This window comes from Acidobacterium capsulatum ATCC 51196, from assembly GCF_000022565.1.
GTDB classification, from domain to species: domain Bacteria; phylum Acidobacteriota; class Terriglobia; order Terriglobales; family Acidobacteriaceae; genus Acidobacterium; species Acidobacterium capsulatum.
In genome coordinates, this window is the sequence record NC_012483.1 from 1,771,842 (window position 1) to 1,794,155 (window position 22,314).

Sequence of the window (22,314 nt, forward strand, 5' to 3'; positions counted from 1 at the left end):
AATTTGTTTTCGTTTACGACACCAACTCTAGTTGTACTGAGAAGAGATTCGCATCGAAGAGGTTGGCCTGCGCCGCAATGAAATGAAAACCCGTTCTCGACCGGGCATAGCAGTGTCCCGCCCTTGCAGCGCACAAATTGCCTTTGTAACTGTCAGATAGCACTACTTGTTGCCGCGCATGAATATTTTTCGCGACACAGGTAATTACGGATAATTCCCCTTAGGAGAATAGGAGGCAAACCCGGCAGCCGCCATTCCGCGCCGTGCTTCAGGATTTTTCATGAAGGTCTCCCACACAAATCCGCTGCGCGCATTCTCAGCCATGAGCATAATGATGCCCACATCAATTCCAATCACGTCTGTGTCATACCAGCCGGTCAATGGATTGAAGGCATCCACAAACCCGTAACGGCACCATGCTTTGGGGTAATGATCGTGAATATTGCGCAGCACCCGCATCGTTTGCGCCGGCAGAAACGGCAGTGACCCGCCGGCAGCGCAAGGCACGACGGTTCCATCAATCGGCCCCATCGCGGGCGGACCACCCCAGATCACATACCCATGCTGCGAGTCAGAAGCAGTGATCCCCCAAAGTGAGTCACTGTAATCAGAGAATTCTTTTCTCAACTGCAAGCAAAAAATACGATGAGCATCGGTCGCAATCACCGAGTTCAGATAGTAATCAGCAAATTTGTCGTGCTTATTCCTGAAGTCAAACCACGCCTGTGAATATTGGTGAACGAACAGAGGCGCATACGAGCCGATGTAGCGAAGTCCATCGTACTCGAAATAGTTACGTTTCCAGGCCAGCCACGTATCCGGCGGCAAAGGATGCGTATAGGACCCCATGCCGAGCAGATAAATCATCATCAACTCGCTGTACTGTCCCCATCGCGACGGAATGAAGCCCAACTCCGGCGTCCACCCCATCGACAGCAATTCGGTATCTTCTGAAAGCCACGTCCAATCCACACGGTCAAAAATCGCATGCGCCAGCTCGCGAATATCCCTGTCTTTGTAGAAGTGGGCACGGCACATCAAAACACCGCAAAGCAGAATCGCGGTATCCACTGACGAAAGCTCAGAGTCCCACACGCGTTCGCCCGTGTTGATATCCGCGAAATGAAAGAAAAAGCCGCGATGCGTGGGCATCTTGTGCCACAGAAACGCAAGCGACTGCACCACGCGCAGCCGCGCTTGCTCATAAGGAATGAAGCCCCGCTTCTCCGCGATACAAATGGCCGTCAGCCCAAACCCGCTCGACGCAATGCTGGCCACCGTGCTCGTGTCATTGCCGGTCACCTTGCATCGATCCTTGATCAGGCCGGTCTTTGCGTTCGCCTGTTCCCAGAAGAAGCGAAAGCTGGCCACCTCAAGATCGTTGAGAAACTTGTCATCCTCATCGGTCAACTGTGAGGGCGGGGGCAGTTTCGCTGGCTGCGGGCCGCTGTCCTGGTCTGCCCCCTCATCCCCGCTATGTCTTGAAAACCCTGGCGCAGACTGCGTCATCGGTAAAGCAAGCGAAGCATACGCCAGCTTGCGCAGCAGCTCTCTTCGAGTCATCGCGGACTCAATGTCTCTCTGGCGCGGATCGTTTCGCATCCCACCTGCCCAACAGAATCCAAGGTGCTTTTCCTGCGGCCGGTCCATGATTCAGCATCTGCATGCCGGCCCTAGGGTCATTGGATGCACACAGATAGCCTCACGATATTCGCAAACACAAGCCGCCCGAATCCGCCCAGAGAGCGTCATATAAGTTGCGGAGATTTTGAACCAATGCGGCGAAAGAGAGGCATCCTCCTTGCGGTGGTCCTGGCAGCGGCAGCACTCCTGGCTGTCGCGCTTACCATGCTGGCCACCCACTGGCAGCCCAGACTCATCACCATTCAGGGCACCGTGATTCGCAGCAACGTAGACCCGCGCAAGCAGGTCGCCATTGATCGCGCCAATGTCACCGTATCAAACGGCACTACGCTTGCCAGCGCGGAGTCTGACAAATCCGGCTTTTTCAAGCTGACATTTCGCGCAGGCATCCGCCTGCCTAAAAACGCCGCGCTTATTGTCCGCAAGAGCGGATACGCGCCCTACATCACGAACCTTCCGCTGACGCCCCGCTCCAACCTCAGAAAGCTCTATGTGATTCCACTCAAGGAGCAGGATGCGCACTCAAGCAATGCCGAAAAGCGCAATCAGACAGTTGTTTCCAATGTGATCATCCGGTACACGGTGAACGCACAGGCCATGACGAATATCGGGACGGCTGTGAAAACCTTTGAGGTTATCAATCAGGGCAACGTCCCCTGCCACAATCAGGCTCCCTGTTCTCCTAATGGATTCTGGAAGGCGGCCAAGGGAACCATCACCTTGAAAGCCGGCTCCAACAATGAATTTCGCAACGTGCGCGTGCTCTGCATCGCCGGGCCTTGCCCTTTCACCCGCGTGCATCTTCATCAATCGGGCAACGCCACAAAAACCATCTTGGTCTCCGCAGTGGACTGGTCGGATACCACGACATTCCTCGTGGAAGCAGAGGTTTACCGCAACTCCATCTCTTCCCAGCTACGAGAGTCTTATCCGGTCATCTTCGGTAGAGATATGCATTTCACGCTGCCCCCCACCGCAGAAGGCCCCAGCATTCTCGCCGAGATTGGCAACCGCTCCATAGTTTTCCCTCTCTCGAGCGGCCTCTACATGAGCTGGGCAACCTGCAACTCTCAGCAGAGCAAACAGAGTGAAAACTCCACCGTCTTCCAATGCGAATTAAAACCGGATTATCGCTTTTAAGCTCTACGCCCGGCTACTCCACTGTCACGGATTTTGCCAGATTTCGTGGCTGGTCCACGTCGCAGCCGCGCCGCACCGCGATGTGATAGGCGAGCAACTGCAGCGGCAACACATCCAGCACCGGCAGCAGCAGCTCCGGCGCTGCGGGGACATAGATCACCTCATCGGCCACCTGTGCAATGTCCTCATCGCCATGCACCGCGACTGCAATCACTTTGCCAGATCGCGCCGTCACTTCCTGAATATTTGAGAGCGTCTTCTCATAGCGCAGGCACGAGCCCGCATCCTTCGGATCTTTCGTGGCGACCACCACTACGGGCAGTTTCTCGTCAATCAGTGCATTCGGGCCGTGCTTCATCTCCCCGGCGGGATAACCCTCGGCGTGAATATAGGAAATTTCCTTGAGCTTGAGCGCGCCTTCGAGCGCCATCGGATAGTGAATGCCACGCCCAAGAAACAGAAAGTCCGTAACGCTGGAGTAGACTCGCGCCAGCCGCTCACACTCCGCATCACAGCTGCGCAGCACGTCCCGCACCTTGCCCGGCAGAGCGATCAACTCCTCCAGAAGATGCCGGCTCTCATCCTCGGTCACAGAGCCTCGCACCTGCGCCAGATGCAGCGCAAACAGAAACACCGCCACAAGCTGCGCGGTGAAGGCCTTCGTTGAGGCCACGCCAATCTCAGGCCCCGCATGCGTGTAGATCGTGCCTTGAGCTTCCCGCGCCAATGCCGCGCCCACCACATTGCAGATGGCCACCGTCTTTGAGCCTTTGGCCATCATTTCGCGCTGCGCGGCCAGCGTATCGGCCGTCTCACCGGACTGCGAAATCAGCAGCCCCAGTGCATGCGGATCGGCAATCGGATCGCGGTACCGGTATTCGCTCGCATAATCCACCTCCACTGGAACGCGGGCCAGCCGCTCGATCATGAATTTGCCGGCAATGGCCGCATGCCAGCTCGTACCGCAGGCCGCGATGTTGATCTTGGTCGCCGAGCGAAACTCTTCTTCCGTGATCTGCATTTCGCTCAGAAACACCTTGGCGCTATCCAGCGAAATGCGGCTCAACGTAGTCTCGCGAATCGAGCGGCCCTGCTCAAAAATCTCCTTGAGCATGAAGTGCTTGTAGCCGCCCTTTTCCGCCTGAATCGGGTCCCACTGAATCCGCTGCACTTTGCGCTCGACCGGCTTGCCCGCAAAATCCATCAGGCGCACGCCCTCCGGCTTCAGCACAGCCATGTCACCGTCTTCCAGAAAATACAGATCGCGGGTGTGATGCAGAATGCCCGGCACATCCGAAGCCATAAAGTTCTCACCGTCGCCCAGACCCACAATCGCGGGCGGCCCATTGCGCGCGGCCACAATCGTATCCGGCTCATCGGCACTGATCACGCCGATAGCAAAAGCTCCCGCCAGCCGGCGAATCGCCCGGCGCACCGCTTCGTCCAATGCCAGCGCATTTCCGGCATCCTTCGCCTCGTGCAGCTCCTGTTCAATCAGGTGCGCAATGATTTCTGTATCTGTCTCGGTAACAAACTTGTGACCCTTGGCCGTCAACTCATGCTTGAGTGCCAGGTAGTTCTCCACGATGCCGTTGTGCACGACCACAATGCGGCCCGTGCAGTCACGGTGCGGATGCGCATTTTCCTCGGTGGGGCGGCCATGCGTAGCCCAGCGCGTGTGGCCAATGCCATAGGTGCCTTCGAGCGGACGCTCGCGAATCACCTCTTCCAGCCGGCGCAGCTTGCCGGGGGCGCGGCGCAGCTCCAGTCCGTCACTAAGGCCGCCAATGGCGATGCCCGCCGAATCGTAGCCGCGATACTCCAGGCGGCGCAGCCCCTCAATGATGACCGGAACGACGTCTTTCCGCTTACCAACGTATCCAACAATGCCGCACATAATTCAGGGAGCCTTTCCTGCATGGGCAGGCACGCTCGCTGCGGATGGCTACGCTGCAAGGCATACGCCGGACCGCACCGCGCCCGTCCCGCGTCTACTTCGAGTCTTCCAGATGAAAACGGAACTCTTCAATCACCGGATTGGTGAGCACTTCGCGTGCGATCCGCTCTACTTCTTTCTGGGCCGTCTCGGCGTCCAGAGAGTCATCGAGGGTCAGCACAAAATACTTGCCCTGCCGTACGGCTTCCACACCGCGATACTGCATCTTCTTGAGTGCGTTGTGGATCGCCTGGCCCTGAGGGTCAAGCACAGTAGATTTTAACGTGACATGGACATGCGCCTTCATCGTGCTTGATTATAAAAGGTTCTATACCCAAACGCCCGAACAAGACGTATCGGGCTATAACCAAGACTCACCAAGCAAGGAAATTTATGGCTAATTATTTGGAATTGCCTCCCGGGGAAAACGTGCCTGAAGTCGTCAATGCGGTCATTGAAATACCGCTTGAAGGCATCAACAAGTATGAATACGACAAAGAACTTCACGTCTTCCGCCTCGACCGCAACCTCTACTCACCGGTCCACTACCCAGGCGATTACGGCTTCATCCCCTCCACGTTGAGCGATGACGGCGACCCTCTGGACGTGCTGGTGCTGGTCGATGCACCCAGCTTCCCTGGCTGCCTGCAGCGTGTGCGCCCCATTGGCGTGCTCGAAATGCTTGACCAGGGCGTGCTCGACGAAAAAATTCTTGCGGTGGGCAAAAACAATCCCCGCTACAGCGACGTCTGGAACTACTCGGAAATCTATCCGCACATGCTCAAGGAAATCACCCACTTCTTCTCGATCTACAAGGATCTGGAAGGCAAGCGTGTCGAAATTCAGGGCTGGCATGACGCAGCCTACGCGCGTGACCGTGTCGTCCGCTCGGTGCAGAATTTCAAGGATGCAAAGGCCGCCGCGGCGTCGGCCAAAAAGTAGCCATCAATCCTGGGCGGCGGGCAACACCCCGGGCTGCGCCGCCCACCTTCTCCCCCACCGGCTCATCAGATAGGCAACCGGCCCTCCACCAGCCAGCAGTGCGGCAAACAGCAGCGCCGGCATGCCGGCCATCTGCTCTCCACGCGATAAATATCCCGCAAACACAATCAGCCCTGCCGGAACCACCCCCAGCAGCACCGCGAACGCCAGACTGCCCGCGCGGAACGGCCTCTCCAGATGCGGCTCGCGCAGCCGCAACGCCACCAGCGCGGCAAACTCCAGCATCAGGCTGCCGCCATACAAAATAATGTCAATCGAGAGCAGCCGCTCAAAGCTCATCTGGGCCGCCCATGCCCATCCCACCGCGCAGACCAGCACGGCCATCCACGGAACATCCCTCCGGTTGCGCCGCGCCAGCACACGCGGCAGCATGCCATCTTCCGCCATCGCATAGGGCAGCCGCGTATACGAGAGCATCAGCACGTTAAACATGCCTATCGCGCTCAGCGTCCCGCTGGCCACAATCGCCACTCCCAGCCAGCGCCCGGCCAGGTGCGTGGCCGCATCGGCCCACGCGCCTGTCTGAAAGTCCGTGCAATTCACCCCCGCCATCCGCATCGCCGCCAGAGGAATCGCATACGTCGCCGTCACCAGCACAATGGCCCACACCATCGCGCGCGGATAGTTCCGCTGAGGGCGCTCCACCTCCTGCGCCACCGTGGAGGCATTGTCCCAGCCCATGTAATTCCACAGCGCTACCAGAATCGCCGTGCCCATCCCCGCGCCGCCGCAATGCTCGGCTACCGCCAGCGAAGCCCCATGCTCCATCCCGTGCATCACCGCATAGCCGCACAGCACGGCAAAAGGAGCCAGCAGCAACCCAAACATCCAGGTCGCGCCATCGCCCACCGGCCGTGCGCCCAGCAGGTTCCACAGCGCACAGATTCCAATGATCGCAACAATCCACAGCTCCGCGCGATGCCCGGCCGTCAGCGCCGGAGCCAGCTTACCGAGATACAGCACAAACAGCGCCGGATAAATCGCCATGTCAAAAATGCTCGCCGTCAGCGAAAGCCACGCCTCCTGAAAGCCCCAGAACGGCCCAAGCCCGCGCCGCACCCACACATAAAACCCGCCATCGGCCGGAATCGCACTGGCCAGTTCGCCAATCATCAACGCCGTCGGCAGGCTCCACACCAGCGGCAGCAAGATCAGAATCAGCAACCCGCCGGCAAAGCCCGCGCCGCCCAGAATGTCTTCAATCCCATAGGGGCCGCCCGACACCATGAAATAGGTGGCCATCACCAGCGGCAGCAATGTGAGTTTGCGCCCTCGAAACGGGCGCGAAGACAGGGCCATCGGCCTCCCTTTCACGGCAAATGCAATGAGTCGAAGAATAAATCAAAACGCTCTCAAAGCACGCCCGAATCGCGGCTACAAGCAGATTTCCGTGAAAGGCTTTCCGCGAATCCCCGGCCATCCTATATACTCGTGATGGCAACCCCGGAGAGATGGCCGAGTGGCTGAAGGCGGCGGTTTGCTAAACCGTTATAGGGTCAAAAGCTCTATCGGGGGTTCGAATCCCCCTCTCTCCGCCATACCTTCCCGCAATTCCTGAAAAAATCCAGTTCAATCGAAGCAAGCCACGGGCAAAGCTGCCTTTATGTGCGTTGAATGCGGCCTGGCGCGCCGTTGCAGCGCCGCCAGGCCGGCATCCTAGGCGTGCTGCTCCACAGGATCTTCTTCTTCCATCGGCAGTTTGTCGTTCGGCCCCGCAAGAACGACATACAACGTCGGCAGCAGGAAGAGGCTGATCACCAGGGTCAGCGTGAGTCCGCCCACAATCACAATCGCAAAAGGCCGCTGAGCATCTGAGCCGATGGCGTGCGACATGGCGGCCGGCAGCAGGCCCAGCGTGGCCACCAGCATCGTCATCAGGATGGGGCGCAGACGCACACGTGCGGCTTCGAGCGCAGCCTCCTCAATCGAATGCCCGCGAGACCGCAACTGGTTGATGTACTCAAGCATGATCATGCCAATCTGAATCGACACGCCAAACAGCGCCAGCAAGCCCACACCGCTCGATACGCTGAAGTAGGTATGCGTGACCAGCAGCGCCAGCAATCCTCCCAACGGTGCAAGCGCAACGTCGAGCAGAATAATGAATACCCACTTGAATGAATTGAATGCAAAATACAGCAGCAGCGCGATGCCGATGATCGCGATGGGAATAATCTCATCCAGGCGATGGTCCGCCTGTTGCTCGCTCGTGTATTCGCCGGCCCACACAAAGTGATAGCCCTGCGGCAGCTTCACTTTCGACTGCACCACCTGCATCGCCTGCTTCACGGTCGATCCAAGATCGCGGCCGCGAACGCCGAACTTGATGGGAATAAATCGCTCGTTATTGTTGCGGAAGATCGTCGAGGGGCCCTCTTGAATACTGATATGGCAGAGCTGCCCCAGCGAAACACGCGCGCCCGAGGGCGACAGGATGCGAATCGACGCAATCGCCTGCACCGAGGTGCGGTCCTGCTTCTCATATCGCACCGAGAGCGGAAAGCGTTCATCTCCGCGCAGAATCTGGCTCACCACCTTACCGCCCACCGCGCCTTCCACGGCCTGACGTATCGCGCTGACGCTGATGCCATAACGGCTGGCCAGGGAGCGGCTGACGGTGATGTTCACATTCGGCTGCCCCATCACATGATAGATACCCGTATCCACCACGCCCGGGACCGTATTCAGAGCCGCCTGCACCTCTTTCGCCTTCTCCGCGAGCACCTTCAAGTCAGGCCCGAAGACCTTCACGCCGTTCTCGCCGCGCACGCCGCTGACCGCTTCATCTACGTTGTCCTGAATCGGCTGGGAGAAGTTCCATCCCGCATAAGGAATCTCTTCCTTGAGCTTCTTGTCCATCGCTTCAATCAGCAGAGCCTTGCTGGAGCGGTACGGCATCGGCCATTCCGACTGTGGCTTCAAGCCGACATAGTATTGCGTATTGAAGAAGCCGGAAGCAGAGGTGCCATCATCAGGCCGGCCATCCTGGCTGACCACCATGGTCGTTTCAGGAAAAGACGCAAGGATCAAACGAGTCTTGTGAGCCACCTCGGCGCCCATGGTCGGCCCGGTGCTCATCGGCAGCATGCCGCGCACCCAGATGGCGCCTTCGTCCAGATGCGGAAGAAACTCTGACCCGATGACGCCGCTCATGCCCAGCAAAACCATAACGAGAAACAATCCGCCCGAAGACCACAGCACGGCACGGCGATGCTGCAGACACCAGCTCAACCCTTTCGCGTACTGCGTCTCCAGATACACCAGCACGGGGTTATGCCACTCACGCATGCCCGGCTTGAACAGGAAACTAGAAAGCACCGGAGCCACAATCAGCGCAAAGATCAGCGCTCCCAGCAGGGCAAACGATACGGTCCAAGCCATCGGAGTAAACAAAAGCCCTGACACGCCGGGCAAAGCAAAGATGGGCAGATAAGCAACGATGATAATGATGACCGCAAAAAATACAGGACGCTGAATCTCGTGCGCTGCGAATCCGATGAGCTCAAACTTGGTGAGCTTCTTTCCGTCGTCATGACAAAGAACGCGAAAGATGTTCTCGACCATCATCACAGTGCCGTCTACCACCATGCCGAAATCCAGCGCACCCAGTGACAGCAGATTCGCCGGAATATGGCGGGTATTCAGGCATGTAGCCGCAAAAAGCAATGAGAACGGAATAGTTCCCGCAACGATAAACGCGCTGCGAGCATTGCCGAGAAAAATGAAAAGAATCACCGTCACCAGCAGAAAGCCGATCGTCAGATTCGTCAGCACCGTGTGCGTCGTGAAGTGGATCAGCGTGCTGCGGTCAAGATACGGTACGATCTTGACTCCCTTGGGCAGCACATGAGCATTGAGATATTTGACCTCTTTCTCAATCCCCTTCAGCGTCGCCTCGGTCGGAGCTCCCTTCTGCAGCAGCACGATGCCTTCCACCACATCGTTGTTGTCTACAATCGTGCCACCGGACTTGCGAACGGTCTCGCCAATGCGCCCTAGGCGCACGACGTGTCCCTCAACCACGCGGCCCACATCGCTCACATGCACCGGCGTGCCATTCACCTGCTTGAGCACGGTATTGGCGATGTCGGTGGTGTTCTGCATCATGCCAATGACGCGCACATCAAACATCTGCTGGCCATGCTCAATGAAACCGCCGCCTGCGTTGTAGTTGTTCTCCTTGAGCGATTGCTCTACGTCGCCGATAGACAGGCCATACTCCGTCAGCTTGTCCGGATCCAGACGTACCTGGTACTCGCGCGTCATCCCCCCAAAGCTGGAGTCGCCCACCACGCCGGGCACCGACTTCATACGCCGGTTGATGACCCAGTCCTGCAGCGCCTTCAACTCCATTGGGTCATATTTCGGATTGGTGCTGCGCAGCGTGTACCAGTAGATCTGCCCCACAGGGCTGTAATCCGGTCCTATTTGGGGCGTCACACCATTCGGCAGGGTGACATCGGAGAGCCGCTCCAGAACCTGCTCACGATTCCATTGATCGTTGGAGTGCCCGCTGAACGTCATGCTGATCACGGCCAGCCCGAACATCGTGTGCGAACGAATGTTCGTCATGTTCCGGATGCCGTTCATATGAGTCTCGATGGGCAGCGTGATCTGCTTTTCGATCTCCTCCGGTGCGTGCCCAGGCCACTGCGCAATCACCTGCACCCATTGCGGAGCAACATCCGGGTAGGCCTCAATCGGCAGGTTATAAAAAGAAATGGCACCCCAGGCCAGCAATAATGCGCCGATAGCAAGAATAAGAAAGCGCTGGCGCAAAGCTAAATCAACAATTTTCTGAATCATATATATCCCCGGCAGTTCGCTATGCCGTTAGTTCTCGAGCGATGCGGCGGCTGAGAAGCCCAACGAGTTGGCAACCACACTCTGGTGCGCCTGCAATCCTGCGGTAACCACCTGCCATCCAGGACTCACCACCGCCCCCACTGTGACAGGCACACGGCGAAATACTCCGGGCTTGACCGGCTCAAATACCCAGAACTGGTCGTGCAACTGGAACAAAGCCGTAACCGGAACAAGAACCTGCGGCGACTTGCGAACCGAAGTGAAGCCGGCCGTTACAAACATGCCTGGATTCAGCAATCCCTGAGGATTATCCAGCACCACGCGCACCTGAGAAGTACGCGTTGCCGGGTCGAGGATATGGGAGATATTGCTGACCTTGCCCTGCAGCTTCAGGTCAGGATAAGCAGAGACTTCTACCTGCGCCGCATCCCCTACCTGCACGCGCGAGAGATCATTTTCATAAAGGCTGCACAGCGCCCACACGCGCGACAGATCCGCAACCTGGAAGAGGTAAGAGTTCTCGACCGCCTCGCCACGAGAGATCTTCTGCTCGATAATGGTGCCGCTGATCGGAGATCGCACCGTAACGAACGGCGAGGGCGACTCGAGCGATCCGCCAAGAATTTCAATCTCCCTCGCCGCCGACTGCTCATCAATCTGTGCGTGCTGCTCAGCAAATTGAGCCTGCTCCAGCGCCTTGCGTGGAGCCGCTCCATGACGATACAGCCCCTGTTCGCGGCTCAGCTCTTTTCCACTCAGATCAAGCTGCGCCTTCGCGGTCTGGTACACGCTGATCGCCTTGGCAAGATCAGGACTATCCACCACCGCGAGCACCTGCCCCTTGGTCACCTGCTCACCCAACTGCGCAGGAACCTTCACCGCAAAGCCATTCGCAAGCGAGAACACGCTGACAGTACGGCTGACATCGGGCGCAATCACGCCGGGCGCTGAGAACTTGTCAGGCATATCAATCGCGCGCGTCTGCGCAAGCTGAAAATGCTTGGCCACCGATGGATCTAACGTGATGACCGAACCATCAGAGGACTGTTCAATCACCTGCGTCTTTCCCGTGGACGTCTCTGCATTGGACTTATGGCCGCATCCGGCCAGGCCAAGACTCATCGCACCCACAGCGGCGGCCATCAGGCAATAGCCCTGCCAGTGAAACATCCTTCTGCGAACCCCTGCAGTCTGAAAAACATTGCTCACACTACGACTTTGCTTCATCATCAATGAACCTTTCCCGAAGGCACAGACATACCAATGGACTCTTCCAGGCGCTGCTCTGAAAGCATGGCCGTGGCAAGAGCCTGCCGATAGTTCAACTCCACCGTGCGATAGCTACGCTCGGCATCAAGAAAATTGAGCAGGCTGGTGTCGCCACGCAGATATGCATACTGGCTGATCGAAAGCGACTGCTGCGCTTCTTTCAAATAGCCGGACTCGTACAGGTCCACGACCTGCAGTGCGCTCTGTTGCCGGGCGTACGCACTGCGTACTTGCGTCAATACCAGCTGCTCGGCGGCGCGCTCCTGCTCTTGCGCCTGAGTGATCTGGGCACTGGCCTTTGCAATGTTTCCCTGGTTGCGATTGAAGATCGGAATCCCGATCGTGGCAAAAGCGCTCAGATCGTTATTGCCGGCCAGATGCGTGTAATCCACTGTCGTTCCAAGATCAGGATGAGCATCAGCTTTCGCCAGATGAAGTTGGCTCTGAGACTGCAAAATAAGCTGCCGCGCCGCCTGCAGATCGGGCCTGCTTTTCAGCGCATCCGCTTCCATATCCATCAGGCCGAGCTTCGGCTGCGGAGCTTCCAGCTTGCCGATCACATCATAGTTTTGCGGAACCGAATCAAAGCCCACCAGTTGACGAAGATTGTCTTTCGCCTGAACAACCGCCACCTGGGCAGAGGTCACGTCCGTCTGAAAAAGCAGACGCTGCAACTGCAACTTGAGCAAATTGCCATGGCTGATGCTGCCAGCCTGGTATTGCTTTTGACTGATCGAGAGGCTCTTGTCAAAAGTCGCAAGATCCTGCTCAGCAAAGCGCAGCTTTGACTCTGCATACAACACGTTGATGAATTGAGTCGCTACTTGATAACGCAACTGCCGCTCATCGTTGCTAATTATCGATGAAGTCACAACAGTCGCAGCCCGGGCCGACTGAATGCGCGCCTTGCGCTTGCCATACAACTCAAATTTGTAGCTGAGGCCCGCGTCAAACTGAGCGCTGTTATCCATGTAGTCCGAGTTCAAATTGCTCGGAGAAAAAAACGGAATGAACTGCGCATCCGTGTCAAACACCGGATTAGGCCGCAACCCGGCCGTAATCTCATTTGCCTTGCTTTCCGAAATCAACATGAGATCGGCGCGCAGAGTGCGATTGTGGGCCAAAGCCATCTGCTCCGCCTGATCCAGACTTATGCGCACGTCAGGCTGGGAGCTTCCCGCCTGGGCAGTGGCAACGCCGGTGAAAGCAATGGCCGCAAAAAGGAAGCCCGCTCCGCAAAAGCAACATTGCCGCTTCAAAAACATAACAAGACGATTCTTGAAAATCATTCTCTCCTCAAGCCCGCACCCGCACCGCCTCGCTTCCGTAGCGAGCATGTCTGGCCCGGGCGAGAAAAATTAACATCCGCGCAACAGCTTTCTTGTGCTGACCGCCGCCAACGGCAGCTTCCCTGCCAGCGGCACATCCATCCGTCCCGATCGAAATCGGCACACACACGAACCCTGTCACGCGTTTAGGAGTCGCGCGACAACTTCTCCCTCTTGGTCGTCAAGAGAGTAGAACTGGTAGATTTATGTCCAAGGCAAAGAAGAAAATACAGCTAAAAGTCAGGACCGACTCGAGTCGGTTCCCTAATACCTACCCTCGTTAACCCCTTGGAAACATTTCTCCAGGGGTTCTTCATCAGGCAGGCTTGTTTCGTTACACACGCGGAGTCACTGCGATGTGGACGTCTCAATCTATCAGTCGTTAGCTGAAAACTGAAAATACTTGGCCTCAGTCTAACAGAAGGAGCCATGGCCACGAATCCGCTGAAGACGCCAGCAGCCTGTGATTTCTATTCACCGCGTATCGATAATATGACTTCCGGCTCTGCTTCATCTCCATCCACACGGACAAATCCGTAGGACTCGAGCTGTCTCACCGGAACCCGCAACGAAGGAAGCGTCGTCAGCCTTGTTCGCATCAACAGCTTCGCATTGGAACCGGCTCTCGGGCACGGTCTGCGCTTTCGCCTGTCTCTACTCTTGATCAGATCCCTTATCCAAGGCGAATAGAAAGACCACGCCCCCAGCCCCTCATACACGGCCCGCGCATCCCCGTTGGCGACCAGCAGAATTCTTACTGTCGGGTCACCATTCAGATTTCCAGACATCCAGATCAGATGAGCCCAGCAGTTGAATTCCTCAGCATAAGCTCGACGCCGCATGACACGTGCCCCTCGTTCCACTCTTGCTTCCCTCGGCCATTCATTTCACATGCACCACAAACTTCATCCTGTCGTGGCCCGCGCCACAATAATGCGTACACTCTCCACGAAAGTCTCCCCTTCTACTGGGAGTAACTACGATTTCCGCCGGGTAACCGCGCCGGATTGGCAGATCAATTCCCAGGCCAGGAATGGTAATGCTATGCGTCACATCGTCAGACACGAACACCAACCGCACAGGCTGTCCCACCCGCAGAGTGATTTGAGCAGGAACAAAAGCGAAACGTCTTGCATGGACAACAATCACCGGCATCTTCGCCACAGCATATCCCGGACACAGCAGGATCACCCCTGCGAATACCACCGCGACGTAAGCAACAAGCTTGGCCGCTCTTGTGAAGGTCAGGCTCCGCATTGCTCTCTCTTCCCCAGACACGGCGGCCAGTCTGCGGCAGCCGTATCGTTCAATAAAGATTTCCTACAACTTGCCCGGCGGCGGATGCAGCCAGCGCCTGCAGCTTCTTCTCTGCATTCACGCCCGCGACGCGGCGAACTAACTCGATCTCAAAAGCCCGGTCGCGCACCTGTCCCGCCACGCGTTCCGCATGGGGAGCGCGAGATCTGACACCGCAGGCAAAAGCCTCATTGCCAATGCCGCTGAGCCACACCGGCGCGCTGGTACAGTCTTTCTCATACAGGCGCACGAGCTGAGAGCTTTGCTGCGATGCACTCACATGAATCAGCAGCCGCTCCATGCGCCGGCTTCCATCCGCCTCAAAGGAACAAGAGTTCGCGGTCACCGTGCTTGCGATCGCATGCAGGTCACCATGCACCCCCAGCAGCCCTCCGGCGGTGGCCTTGTTGATCCAGGGGCACTGCGCGGCCGCACTGGTCACACCGCCGGCACTCAGTAGCAGAAGAAGTAAAGTGGCTGTGCTCTTCACTGAGCCTCTTTCGTCATCGGCGTATGCTCCCGCCCGCTCGCAGTCTCGCCCTCATTTCCTGGAAGCAGATTATGCAGATGCCAGGGAATACTCTCGAGCGACTCCTCCGGGTGACTCTGCAGATACATAAACGACAGAGACCGCGCCGTGGAGTTGACCTTTTCCGTTACAAACAGCGCCTGCTCTGCCCGAGCCTGCGTCGCCATGCCGGCGCGGTGGTAGAGAATTGCGAGGTTATAGTGAGCTGCGAGGTCATCCGGGTCAATCTTTTCGAGCGCCTCAAACTGCTCGATGGCAAGCTTGTCCTCGCCCAGCCGGTAATAGGCCACGCCCAACTCGCGCCGCACGTCTCTCGATTGCGGATACTGCTTCTCAGCCTCCAACAGATCAGCTACTTCTTGCTGCGGATGCCCCGCTCTCCGCTCCAGCAGCGCCGCATAATAGTGAGCCCGGGCATCGTGCGGACTCAGCATGAGAGCCCTCCGAATGCTGTCCATCGCCGAGCCGTATTTCTCCCAGGGAATCTCCACCACGGCAATATTCGTGTAAGCATCCGCGTAATCCGGCCTCAGTTGCACAACGTGATCAAATGCCTTCACCGCCGCGGCATATTGCAGTTCGCTCAAGTAGGCAATGCCGAGATTGTTCCAGCGCATCCAGTCCGGATTCTCGCCTGGCCTGGACGTCACCGGATGATTCTCGCCCAACACCAGCGTGCGCGTGCAAGAGGCCAGCGTAACCACCGGGTATGCCGGATGCTGCTGGCCCAGCACATGGTTGATATAGACCTCGCGGAAGTGGCGGTAATTCACCCTGGCCGTCACCGTGATCGGCCCCTTTACATTTACGGGTATCTGAAACCGGTACCGGATCAGCGCGGAGCGCCCCGCCTGAATCGTGTTATCAAAGGCGACCGAATGGATTCGCCACACCTCATGATTGTTGACCCGCTTGCCGTCGTCATCCACAGGACGATTGGTAAAGCTGTGTGCCCACGGATCGAGCGTCCCATCAGGCCTCAGGTATCCACTGCGGCAAAGAGTGTGCCCTTTCGCATCGCGAACAGTGAACTCTACCCAGGCCTGATAAAGATCGCGAATCTCAGGAATAAATGAGTGCCCGATATTCTTGCTCTGAATCACTACGTAGGCATCCAGCACATCGCCCGCTTCAAGATGAAACGGCACCGACCCCAGCGGGCCGATCAGGCCGGGCTGATGCAGCTTCTTGATGCCGAAGATATCCACATTCAGATACTGCCCTGACTTGAGAAACTCGATCGTCTTGTCCAGTTGCTCACGATACCCGTAATAAAAGGGCACGGCCGTGTTGCCCGCCAGCCAGCGATGGGACGCAAGCATTCCGTTCTTGGCCCCGTAATCGGGCCGCTTGATCGGCACCCGGGGCATGTGGCAGTCCTGGCAAGTGGTAACACGTTGAGTATGATAAAAATTCAGCGGGCTCTGGCGGGAAAACTTCGACTGCTGCCAGTCGTCATACGTTGAAAATGCGTTGATAAATTTGAAGCGATTCAGCGGCGCAGGCAGATTTGCCTTATGGCAGGCAGAACAGAACTGCGGAGTCAAATAAAGACCCTGCATCACCGCACGCACATGGCGGTCGGTATGGTCGAGGATCTCCTGATACGGAACCTCTCCTGGAATCCGATTACCCTTGGCATCCGTCATCACCGCAGGAATGCCCATCACATAGCTACCGTTACCCTTCGTAGAGTTCACACTCTGAATGGAGTGACAAACCATGCATGTAACGCCATCCCCATCAAAGCTCCGGTCCACTTGCGAATCCTCCGTCAACGCCCCTGAAAGTACCGCAATCGGATTATGGCAACTGTCACAATGCCGCGCGTATTCAATGCCTTTAGTACGAATCAGGATGTTGACGCTCGTCCGGTAAAAGGGGTCTCGAAACGAATTGGAGTGCAAGGACTGCCGCCACTGGTGATAAGCAGCCTGATGGCAATGCGCGCAGTACTGAGCAGTAGGAAATGCTCCTGGCTGAATGAACCCTCCCCCCGCGAGCACCGGATTCCCCGGGGCAAACGGATGATTCACTCCAAATCGATAGTTATAAGTCGCCTGGATCTTCTTCGTATACGCCGTGCGCGCCCCGCTCTTCAGCGTTGTCTCCTGGCTATAAGCCACCGTGCCGAACAGAATGCACAGGGCGGCCAGCAAAGCTGCCCTCAAAAAACTGCGGCTGACCACCATCTCACGATTCACTGACTTCCGCCTTGTAAGTGTAGTAGTTTCCACACACAAACTTCGTGCTTACGGAGCGACCTTATGAAGAGGAGAGCGGGAATTTCTGCGGGCGGCCATTTCTTCCGCGATCTTGTCATAGACGCTCGGAATAATTCCTTTGCCCTCTTCCACCATGAAGATGCGATCCACACTGGGCGGCTTGATGTGCTCAACAGTCCCGTCCGGCCAGTCAATCTCAACATCTGCAATCTCTGTGGCCTGTCCCAGGCCAAAGTGAAGCCGGAGTGAGTTATTCGACTCAAAACTCCCTCCGCTCATCACATCGTCCCGCTGCCGCATCCCGTTGGCGGTTACATAGACCTTCGCGCCAATTGCGTCGCGGGGACTCCTGGGTCCTCCAATAAGCTGAAACTCAATCCAGTGATTATGGTCAGGATCCACATTGCGCAGCAGCACCGGCGTGTGGTCAATGCAGTTAATGACGACATCAATCTTGCCATCGTTGAAGAGATCCCCAAACGCCGCGCCGCGTGCCGGAATCACATCCGCAAGGCCCGTGCCGATCACCGCCGGCATCACAACAAACTTCTTGCCATGATCCGTATTGCGAAACAGCAGCGGCCTCTGCGCCCACGTTGTCCCCCAGTCATTCTTGTCCGCTTGAGGATACACATGGCCTCCGACCGTCATCAGGTCCTTCCACCCGTCGTTGTCAAAGTCGATGAACTCCGTGCCCCAGTCCAGAAAAGGATAGGTCACCTGCAGAATTCCTGCCTGCCCCGTAATCTCGTCGTAGTTATCCTGCCCCTCGTTACGAAATAACGTGTTGTAGTCATCTGAGAACGTGGTCGTATAAATATCCAGGCGTCCGTTGTTCCGGTAGTCGCCCACGGCAAGCCCCATCGAAGCCGTCTCGCGAGCGTCCTGATTCAGGGCAAAGCCCGAGAGAAAGCTGTCATCCTCAAACGTCCCATTGCCTTTGTTGATGTACAGATAATTCGGAGTGGAATCATCGGAGACCAGTAGATCGACCTTGCCATCATTGTTGACATCAGCAAACGTCGATGAGAATCCATAGTTATGCGTAGGATCGCTAACACCAGCCTTCACGCTCACATCGGTAAACGTTCCATCTCCGTTGTTATGAAACAAGTGGTCCGGTTCACCGGGCAGTCCGCGCGGCCCGCACATCACCCGAACCCCGCGGAAGCGGCAGAACGTATTGTCCGAAAGCCCTGTCTTTGAAAGAAAGTTGCGATTGTCCCAATGAATGTAACCCGGCACAAAGAGATCGAGCCGCCCATCGCCGTCGTAGTCGCCAAAGCTCGCCCCCGTGGACCAGTTGCCGAGCGCCACCCCGGCCTTTTCTGCTACGTCAGTAAACGTCCCGTTCCTGTTATTCCGATACAGGCGGTTCTTTCCATAATTGGAGACATAGAGGTCCGGCCAGCCATCGTTGTTGTAATCGCCCACCGCGCATCCAAATCCCCAGCGGTCATTGGTCACCCCCGCGATGTTCGCCACATTCGTGAAGGTCCCGTCGTGGTTATTCCTGAAGAGCGCCGCATGTGGAGGAGTGGTTTTCCCTGTAAGCGCGTCATAAGTGGACCCATTCACCAGATAAATATCAATCCAGCCATCGTGGTTGTAATCGAGCAGGCATACTCCCGAGCCAATCGTCTCAATAATGAACTTCTTCTGCGGCGTTCCCATCACGTGATGCCACACCGTCAACCCGGCCTGTTTAGACACGTCCTTGAAGATGACAGGGCCGCTCTTCACAAATCCTCCCGCCGTGATGGGCCGCTTCTCCGCATCAAGAACAGGCGCAAACACTCCGCCGGTAGCCGAGCCACCCTGCGCCGCCGCGGGCGTCTGCTTCTGGTACGACTGCATCGCCTGTGCGCCGCTGGACCCGCTGACCAACACGGCCAGTGCCACGGCGAGGCCGGCAGCAGACTTCTTCAGATATCGCGGCAGATTCCGCAAAGCATTGCTTCCCATCATCTCCATGGCCTCGGATATTTCCTCTGCTGCTGGCGGCTCTGACAACGCATTTATCCGGAACACACGTAACCAGAAACGTATTTTCTCAGGCGTGATTTAGAGATACGCCAACCAGCGCGTGGCCAATTCTATTGGGAATCACCATGAACTGCCCTCAACCCTTCGGTGGACATACTTACGGTGGAGACAGGCTTCCACCCGGCCATGTCATCGCCGCTGGCTCCCGGTGTGATGAACGTCACGGATGTGCCTCTTCCGTCCACGCCATACTGCGGCTGTCTCTGGCCACCGGAGGCTCCAATGCAGCCCGGGGTTCACACTCAAAGCCATAAGCCGCCGCACCAGGCCAGTCCGGATGAAGTCCGCTGCGATTACGCCACAGATATGCAGCGCGGCCTCCGCGCTGACGAGGCAGATCGCCGTCTCCTGCAATATGGTCCCAATGCGTTGCCGCACCCCGAGCCGCCTGCTATCTGGTTCCGTCTCCTCCGCCAATTGGCAGACGTACAGGTCTACCTCCTTCTGGCAGCCGCGGCCATTTCCTTGCTGGTCTGGAGCATCGGCCGGGAGTCAGCGCTCCCGCTCGAAGCAATCGCAATCCTCGCCATCGTTGTCCTCAATGTGCTCTTTGGCTTCCTGCAGGAAGAGCGCGCCGGCCGTGCCAGCATGGCTCTGCAACAAATGACTCCTCATGAGGCCTCCGTTCTCCGCGACGGCAAGCTCATGCGCATCGATGTGCGGCGGATTGTACCCGGAGATCTCCTGCTCATTCAGGAGGGCGACAAGATTGCCGCCGACGGAAGACTCATCGATGTGACAGCCCTCCAGACGCAGGAGGCCGCGCTCACCGGCGAGAGCCAGCCCATCCGGAAGAGTATCGTCACCCTGCCGCGAGCAACCGGCATAGCAGATCGCAGCAACATGATCTTTGCAGGAACCGTCGCCGCCTCTGGTCATGCTCGCGCCATCGTCACCGCAACCGGAGCGGCCACCGAGTTGGGACGCATCGGCGCCATGCTAAGCGCCACTCCTGACCAACTCACCCCTCTGCAGCAAGAGTTGAACGCGCTCGGCAAAAAACTTGGCGCAGCCGTCCTGATCATTGCCGCCGTGGTCGTCATAACCCTGCTGTCGCTGCAACACACTCTCAGCAGCACCATCATCCTGCGTGCCTTGCTCTTCGGCATCGCGCTCGCCGTGGCAGCTATTCCTGAGGGACTGGCAGCCGTCATTACGGTTGTCCTCGCGCTGGGAGTACGCCGCATGGCCAGGCGCGGAGCCATCGTACGCCATCTGAAAGCCGTCGAGACCCTGGGAGAGGCCACCGTGATCGCTTGCGACAAGACAGGCACCATGACCTCGAACACTATGCGCGTCACCTGCGCAGCCACGGCCTCCGGTCTCTCCGCACTTGTCTCCTCCCATGCGGGACCCTCCGTGTCATCAACGCATTCGTTCAAAGGTCCCTCCACGCCCTCGGCACAGTGCGAACTGACGCTGGCGCTGGCCGCGGCTGCGCTCACCAACAATGCCAGACTGCGCGAAACCAGCACAGGCCCTATCGCCGAGGGCGATCCCACAGAAGCCGCGCTTCTGCTCGCCGCATGCGAAGCCGGGCAGTACGTGAAAGATCTGATCGCAGCCTGTCCGCGCATTATGGAGTTCCCCTTCACCTCAGAACGCAAGCGCATGAGCACCCTCCATCATTGCCTCAATCATGCGCGGGAAGTCTTCGGCGCGCCTTCCGTGCTTCTGATCAAGGGTGCCGCCGATCTGCTGCTTGACCGGGCTACGCAAGAGGCCGTCGATGGGCATTGGCGTCCCCTGACCCCGGAGAGAAAGCAGACGTGGAGAACCATGCAGAACAACATGGCAGCGGATGCGCTGCGCACGCTCGGAGTCGCCATAAGGCCACTCCCCGCATTGCCCTCTGAAGGCTCAGACAATGCTGAGCAGTGGGAACGCGACCTGATCTTCGCTGGCATCCTCGGCATCAGCGACCCGCCCCGGCCCGGGGTGCGCGAGGCCGTCGCCATCGCCCGCGCCGCGGGCGTCAGAACCATCATGCTCACAGGCGACCACGCCGCCACCGCTCTCGCAGTTGCCCGCGCATTGGATATATCCAAGGATGAGCGAGTCATTACAGGCAGTCAGTTAAGCAGCATGAGCGATGAGGAATTGGGGCAGGTAGCCGTCCACACATCGGTCTTTGCTCGCGTCGATCCTGAGCACAAGCTGCGGCTCGTAAAGGCTCTGCGGCAAAACGGAGATATCGTCGCCATGACCGGCGACGGAGTAAACGACGCTCCCGCGCTCAAGGCTGCGGACATCGGCATTGCAATGGGAATCACCGGAACCGGAGTAGCCAAAGAGGCCGCGGATATGATTCTTGCCGACGACAACTTTGCAACTATTGTCGCCGCCATCACTGAAGGCAAAAGTATCTTCAAAAACATTCGCCGGTTTCTGCGCTACATTCTGGCGTGTAACGCCGGCGAGGTCCTCACCCTCTTTGCCGCGGTCTCGTTCTCATCCTTTGCAAATCGCGGCCAGGACGAGCTTGTTCTCCCATTGCTGGCCCTGCAGATCTTGTGGATTAACCTGATCACTGATGGAGCCCCGGCTCTCGCACTCGGCTTGGAAATTCCCCACTTACAGGGAATCAATATCTGCCCACCTCCTGTCCGAGCCAGAATTCCCTCTAAAACCAGAATCATCGATCGCGCCATGCTGGCCGACATTGGCATCGTCGCCCTCATCATTGCCGCAGGTACTCTTGGTCTCTTCTACGCAGTTGCAGGAAACCTGGAATTGCGCAGAACCATGGCGTTCACAACACTGATTCTCTTCCAGTTGTTCAACGCATTTGAAGCGCGCTCCAGCACGCAGAGCATACTTGCCGGGCTCTTTCGCAACCGCTGGCTCTGGGCCGCAACTGGCGCCATGCTGATACTGCAGGTCCTTCTGCTCCAGTGGCCCGCGGCAGGCCGCATCTTCGGAGTGGTCCCTCTTTCGCTCAGTCACTGGATAGAGTGCGCAGTGACGGCCAGCACGGTGGTCTGGGGCATGGAAGCAGTGAAATGGCTGCGGCGGATTCGATTCGCAAGGAAGGATCCAGTGCAACTCGGCGAAACAGCATCGCACTAGCGGGCGCCTTGCACTGGAATGTGT

14 protein-coding genes and 1 tRNA gene are annotated in these 22,314 nt (G+C 57.6%); 4 read left to right on the forward strand and 11 right to left on the reverse strand.

Features of this window, described 5'->3' with window-relative positions; genetic code table 11:
• Nucleotides 1-204 precede the first annotated feature (204 nt).
• Complete coding sequence (locus ACP_RS07160; RefSeq protein WP_015896627.1) at nucleotides 205-1,602, reverse strand: glucoamylase family protein; 1,398 nt, start codon at nucleotides 1,600-1,602, stop codon at nucleotides 205-207.
• A 174-nt stretch (nucleotides 1,603-1,776) separates the two neighbouring features.
• Between ACP_RS07160 and ACP_RS07165 the strand changes: the two genes are divergently transcribed.
• Nucleotides 1,777-2,784: a hypothetical protein gene (locus ACP_RS07165; RefSeq protein ID WP_015896629.1), complete on the forward strand. Its 1,008-nt coding sequence runs from the start codon at nucleotides 1,777-1,779 to the stop codon at nucleotides 2,782-2,784.
• Between the two features lie 13 nt (nucleotides 2,785-2,797).
• Here the strand turns inward: ACP_RS07165 and glmS are convergent, their stop codons facing one another.
• Complete coding sequence (gene glmS, locus ACP_RS07170; RefSeq protein WP_015896630.1) at nucleotides 2,798-4,681, reverse strand: glutamine--fructose-6-phosphate transaminase (isomerizing); 1,884 nt, start codon at nucleotides 4,679-4,681, stop codon at nucleotides 2,798-2,800.
• Between the two features lie 94 nt (nucleotides 4,682-4,775).
• Entirely contained in the window at nucleotides 4,776-5,027 is a 252-nt protein-coding gene (purS, locus tag ACP_RS07175; RefSeq protein WP_015896631.1) for a phosphoribosylformylglycinamidine synthase subunit PurS, read from the reverse strand.
• An 86-nt stretch (nucleotides 5,028-5,113) separates the two neighbouring features.
• Between purS and ACP_RS07180 the strand changes: the two genes are divergently transcribed.
• Nucleotides 5,114-5,662 carry an inorganic diphosphatase gene (locus ACP_RS07180; protein ID WP_015896632.1) on the forward strand — a complete coding sequence of 183 codons (549 nt, stop codon included), beginning with the start codon at nucleotides 5,114-5,116 and terminating at the stop codon, nucleotides 5,660-5,662.
• Between the two features lie 3 nt (nucleotides 5,663-5,665).
• Here ACP_RS07180 and ACP_RS07185 read toward each other — a convergent pair whose 3' ends face one another.
• Nucleotides 5,666-7,021: an APC family permease gene (locus ACP_RS07185; protein ID WP_015896633.1), complete on the reverse strand. Its 1,356-nt coding sequence runs from the start codon at nucleotides 7,019-7,021 to the stop codon at nucleotides 5,666-5,668.
• 146 nt (nucleotides 7,022-7,167) lie between these two features.
• Between ACP_RS07185 and ACP_RS07190 the strand changes: the two genes are divergently transcribed.
• Nucleotides 7,168-7,260 (forward strand) — tRNA-Ser (locus ACP_RS07190).
• 118 nt (nucleotides 7,261-7,378) lie between these two features.
• Here ACP_RS07190 and ACP_RS07195 read toward each other — a convergent pair.
• The 7 genes from ACP_RS07195 to ACP_RS07225 all read right to left on the reverse strand — a co-directional run bounded on the left by ACP_RS07195 (nucleotide 7,379) and on the right by ACP_RS07225 (nucleotide 19,140).
• Nucleotides 7,379-10,528 carry an efflux RND transporter permease subunit gene (locus ACP_RS07195; protein WP_015896634.1) on the reverse strand — a complete coding sequence of 1,050 codons (3,150 nt, stop codon included), beginning with the start codon at nucleotides 10,526-10,528 and terminating at the stop codon, nucleotides 7,379-7,381.
• A gap of 27 nt (nucleotides 10,529-10,555) precedes the next feature.
• Nucleotides 10,556-11,698 (reverse strand): efflux RND transporter periplasmic adaptor subunit, encoded by a 1,143-nt coding sequence (locus ACP_RS07200; protein ID WP_052294726.1) that lies wholly within the window; start codon nucleotides 11,696-11,698, stop codon nucleotides 10,556-10,558.
• A gap of 59 nt (nucleotides 11,699-11,757) precedes the next feature.
• On the reverse strand, nucleotides 11,758-13,134 hold the full coding sequence (locus ACP_RS07205; protein ID WP_083770545.1) for a TolC family protein: 1,377 nt from the start codon (nucleotides 13,132-13,134) through the stop codon (nucleotides 11,758-11,760).
• An 873-nt stretch (nucleotides 13,135-14,007) separates the two neighbouring features.
• Nucleotides 14,008-14,382: a cupredoxin domain-containing protein gene (locus ACP_RS07210; RefSeq protein ID WP_052294727.1), complete on the reverse strand. Its 375-nt coding sequence runs from the start codon at nucleotides 14,380-14,382 to the stop codon at nucleotides 14,008-14,010.
• Between the two features lie 49 nt (nucleotides 14,383-14,431).
• A complete protein-coding gene (locus ACP_RS07215; RefSeq protein WP_015896638.1) occupies nucleotides 14,432-14,911 on the reverse strand; it encodes a hypothetical protein in 480 nt (159 codons plus the stop codon).
• Entirely contained in the window at nucleotides 14,908-17,154 is a 2,247-nt protein-coding gene (locus tag ACP_RS07220) for a tetratricopeptide repeat protein (protein WP_238525675.1), read from the reverse strand. The genes ACP_RS07215 and ACP_RS07220 overlap by 4 nt, the downstream gene beginning before the upstream one ends.
• A 48-nt stretch (nucleotides 17,155-17,202) precedes the next feature.
• Complete coding sequence (locus ACP_RS07225) at nucleotides 17,203-19,140, reverse strand: CRTAC1 family protein (RefSeq protein ID WP_015896640.1); 1,938 nt, start codon at nucleotides 19,138-19,140, stop codon at nucleotides 17,203-17,205.
• 303 nt (nucleotides 19,141-19,443) lie between these two features.
• On the opposite strand from ACP_RS07225, the gene ACP_RS07230 reads away from it, so the two are divergent.
• On the forward strand, nucleotides 19,444-22,290 hold the full coding sequence (locus ACP_RS07230; RefSeq protein WP_015896641.1) for a cation-translocating P-type ATPase: 2,847 nt from the start codon (nucleotides 19,444-19,446) through the stop codon (nucleotides 22,288-22,290).
• Nucleotides 22,291-22,314: the final 24 nt, after the last annotated feature.

Bases quoted from the DNA above. Each gene is read 5' to 3' on its own strand.
- ACP_RS07160 (WP_015896627.1), bottom strand. From the start codon at position 1,602: ATGCGAAACGATCCGCGCCAGAGAGACATTGAGTCCGCGATGACTCGA.
- ACP_RS07165 (WP_015896629.1), top strand. From the start codon at position 1,777: ATGCGGCGAAAGAGAGGCATCCTCCTTGCGGTGGTCCTGGCAGCGGCA.
- ACP_RS07225 (WP_015896640.1), bottom strand. From the start codon at position 19,140: ATGGGAAGCAATGCTTTGCGGAATCTGCCGCGATATCTGAAGAAGTCT.
- ACP_RS07205 (WP_083770545.1), bottom strand. From the start codon at position 13,134: ATGCTCGCTACGGAAGCGAGGCGGTGCGGGTGCGGGCTTGAGGAGAGA.
- purS (WP_015896631.1), bottom strand. From the start codon at position 5,027: ATGAAGGCGCATGTCCATGTCACGTTAAAATCTACTGTGCTTGACCCT.
- ACP_RS07230 (WP_015896641.1), top strand. From the start codon at position 19,444: ATGCAGCCCGGGGTTCACACTCAAAGCCATAAGCCGCCGCACCAGGCC.
- ACP_RS07200 (WP_052294726.1), bottom strand. From the start codon at position 11,698: ATGTTTCACTGGCAGGGCTATTGCCTGATGGCCGCCGCTGTGGGTGCG.
- ACP_RS07210 (WP_052294727.1), bottom strand. From the start codon at position 14,382: ATGCGGAGCCTGACCTTCACAAGAGCGGCCAAGCTTGTTGCTTACGTC.
- ACP_RS07180 (WP_015896632.1), top strand. From the start codon at position 5,114: ATGGCTAATTATTTGGAATTGCCTCCCGGGGAAAACGTGCCTGAAGTC.
- ACP_RS07195 (WP_015896634.1), bottom strand. From the start codon at position 10,528: ATGATTCAGAAAATTGTTGATTTAGCTTTGCGCCAGCGCTTTCTTATT.
- ACP_RS07185 (WP_015896633.1), bottom strand. From the start codon at position 7,021: ATGGCCCTGTCTTCGCGCCCGTTTCGAGGGCGCAAACTCACATTGCTG.
- glmS (WP_015896630.1), bottom strand. From the start codon at position 4,681: ATGTGCGGCATTGTTGGATACGTTGGTAAGCGGAAAGACGTCGTTCCG.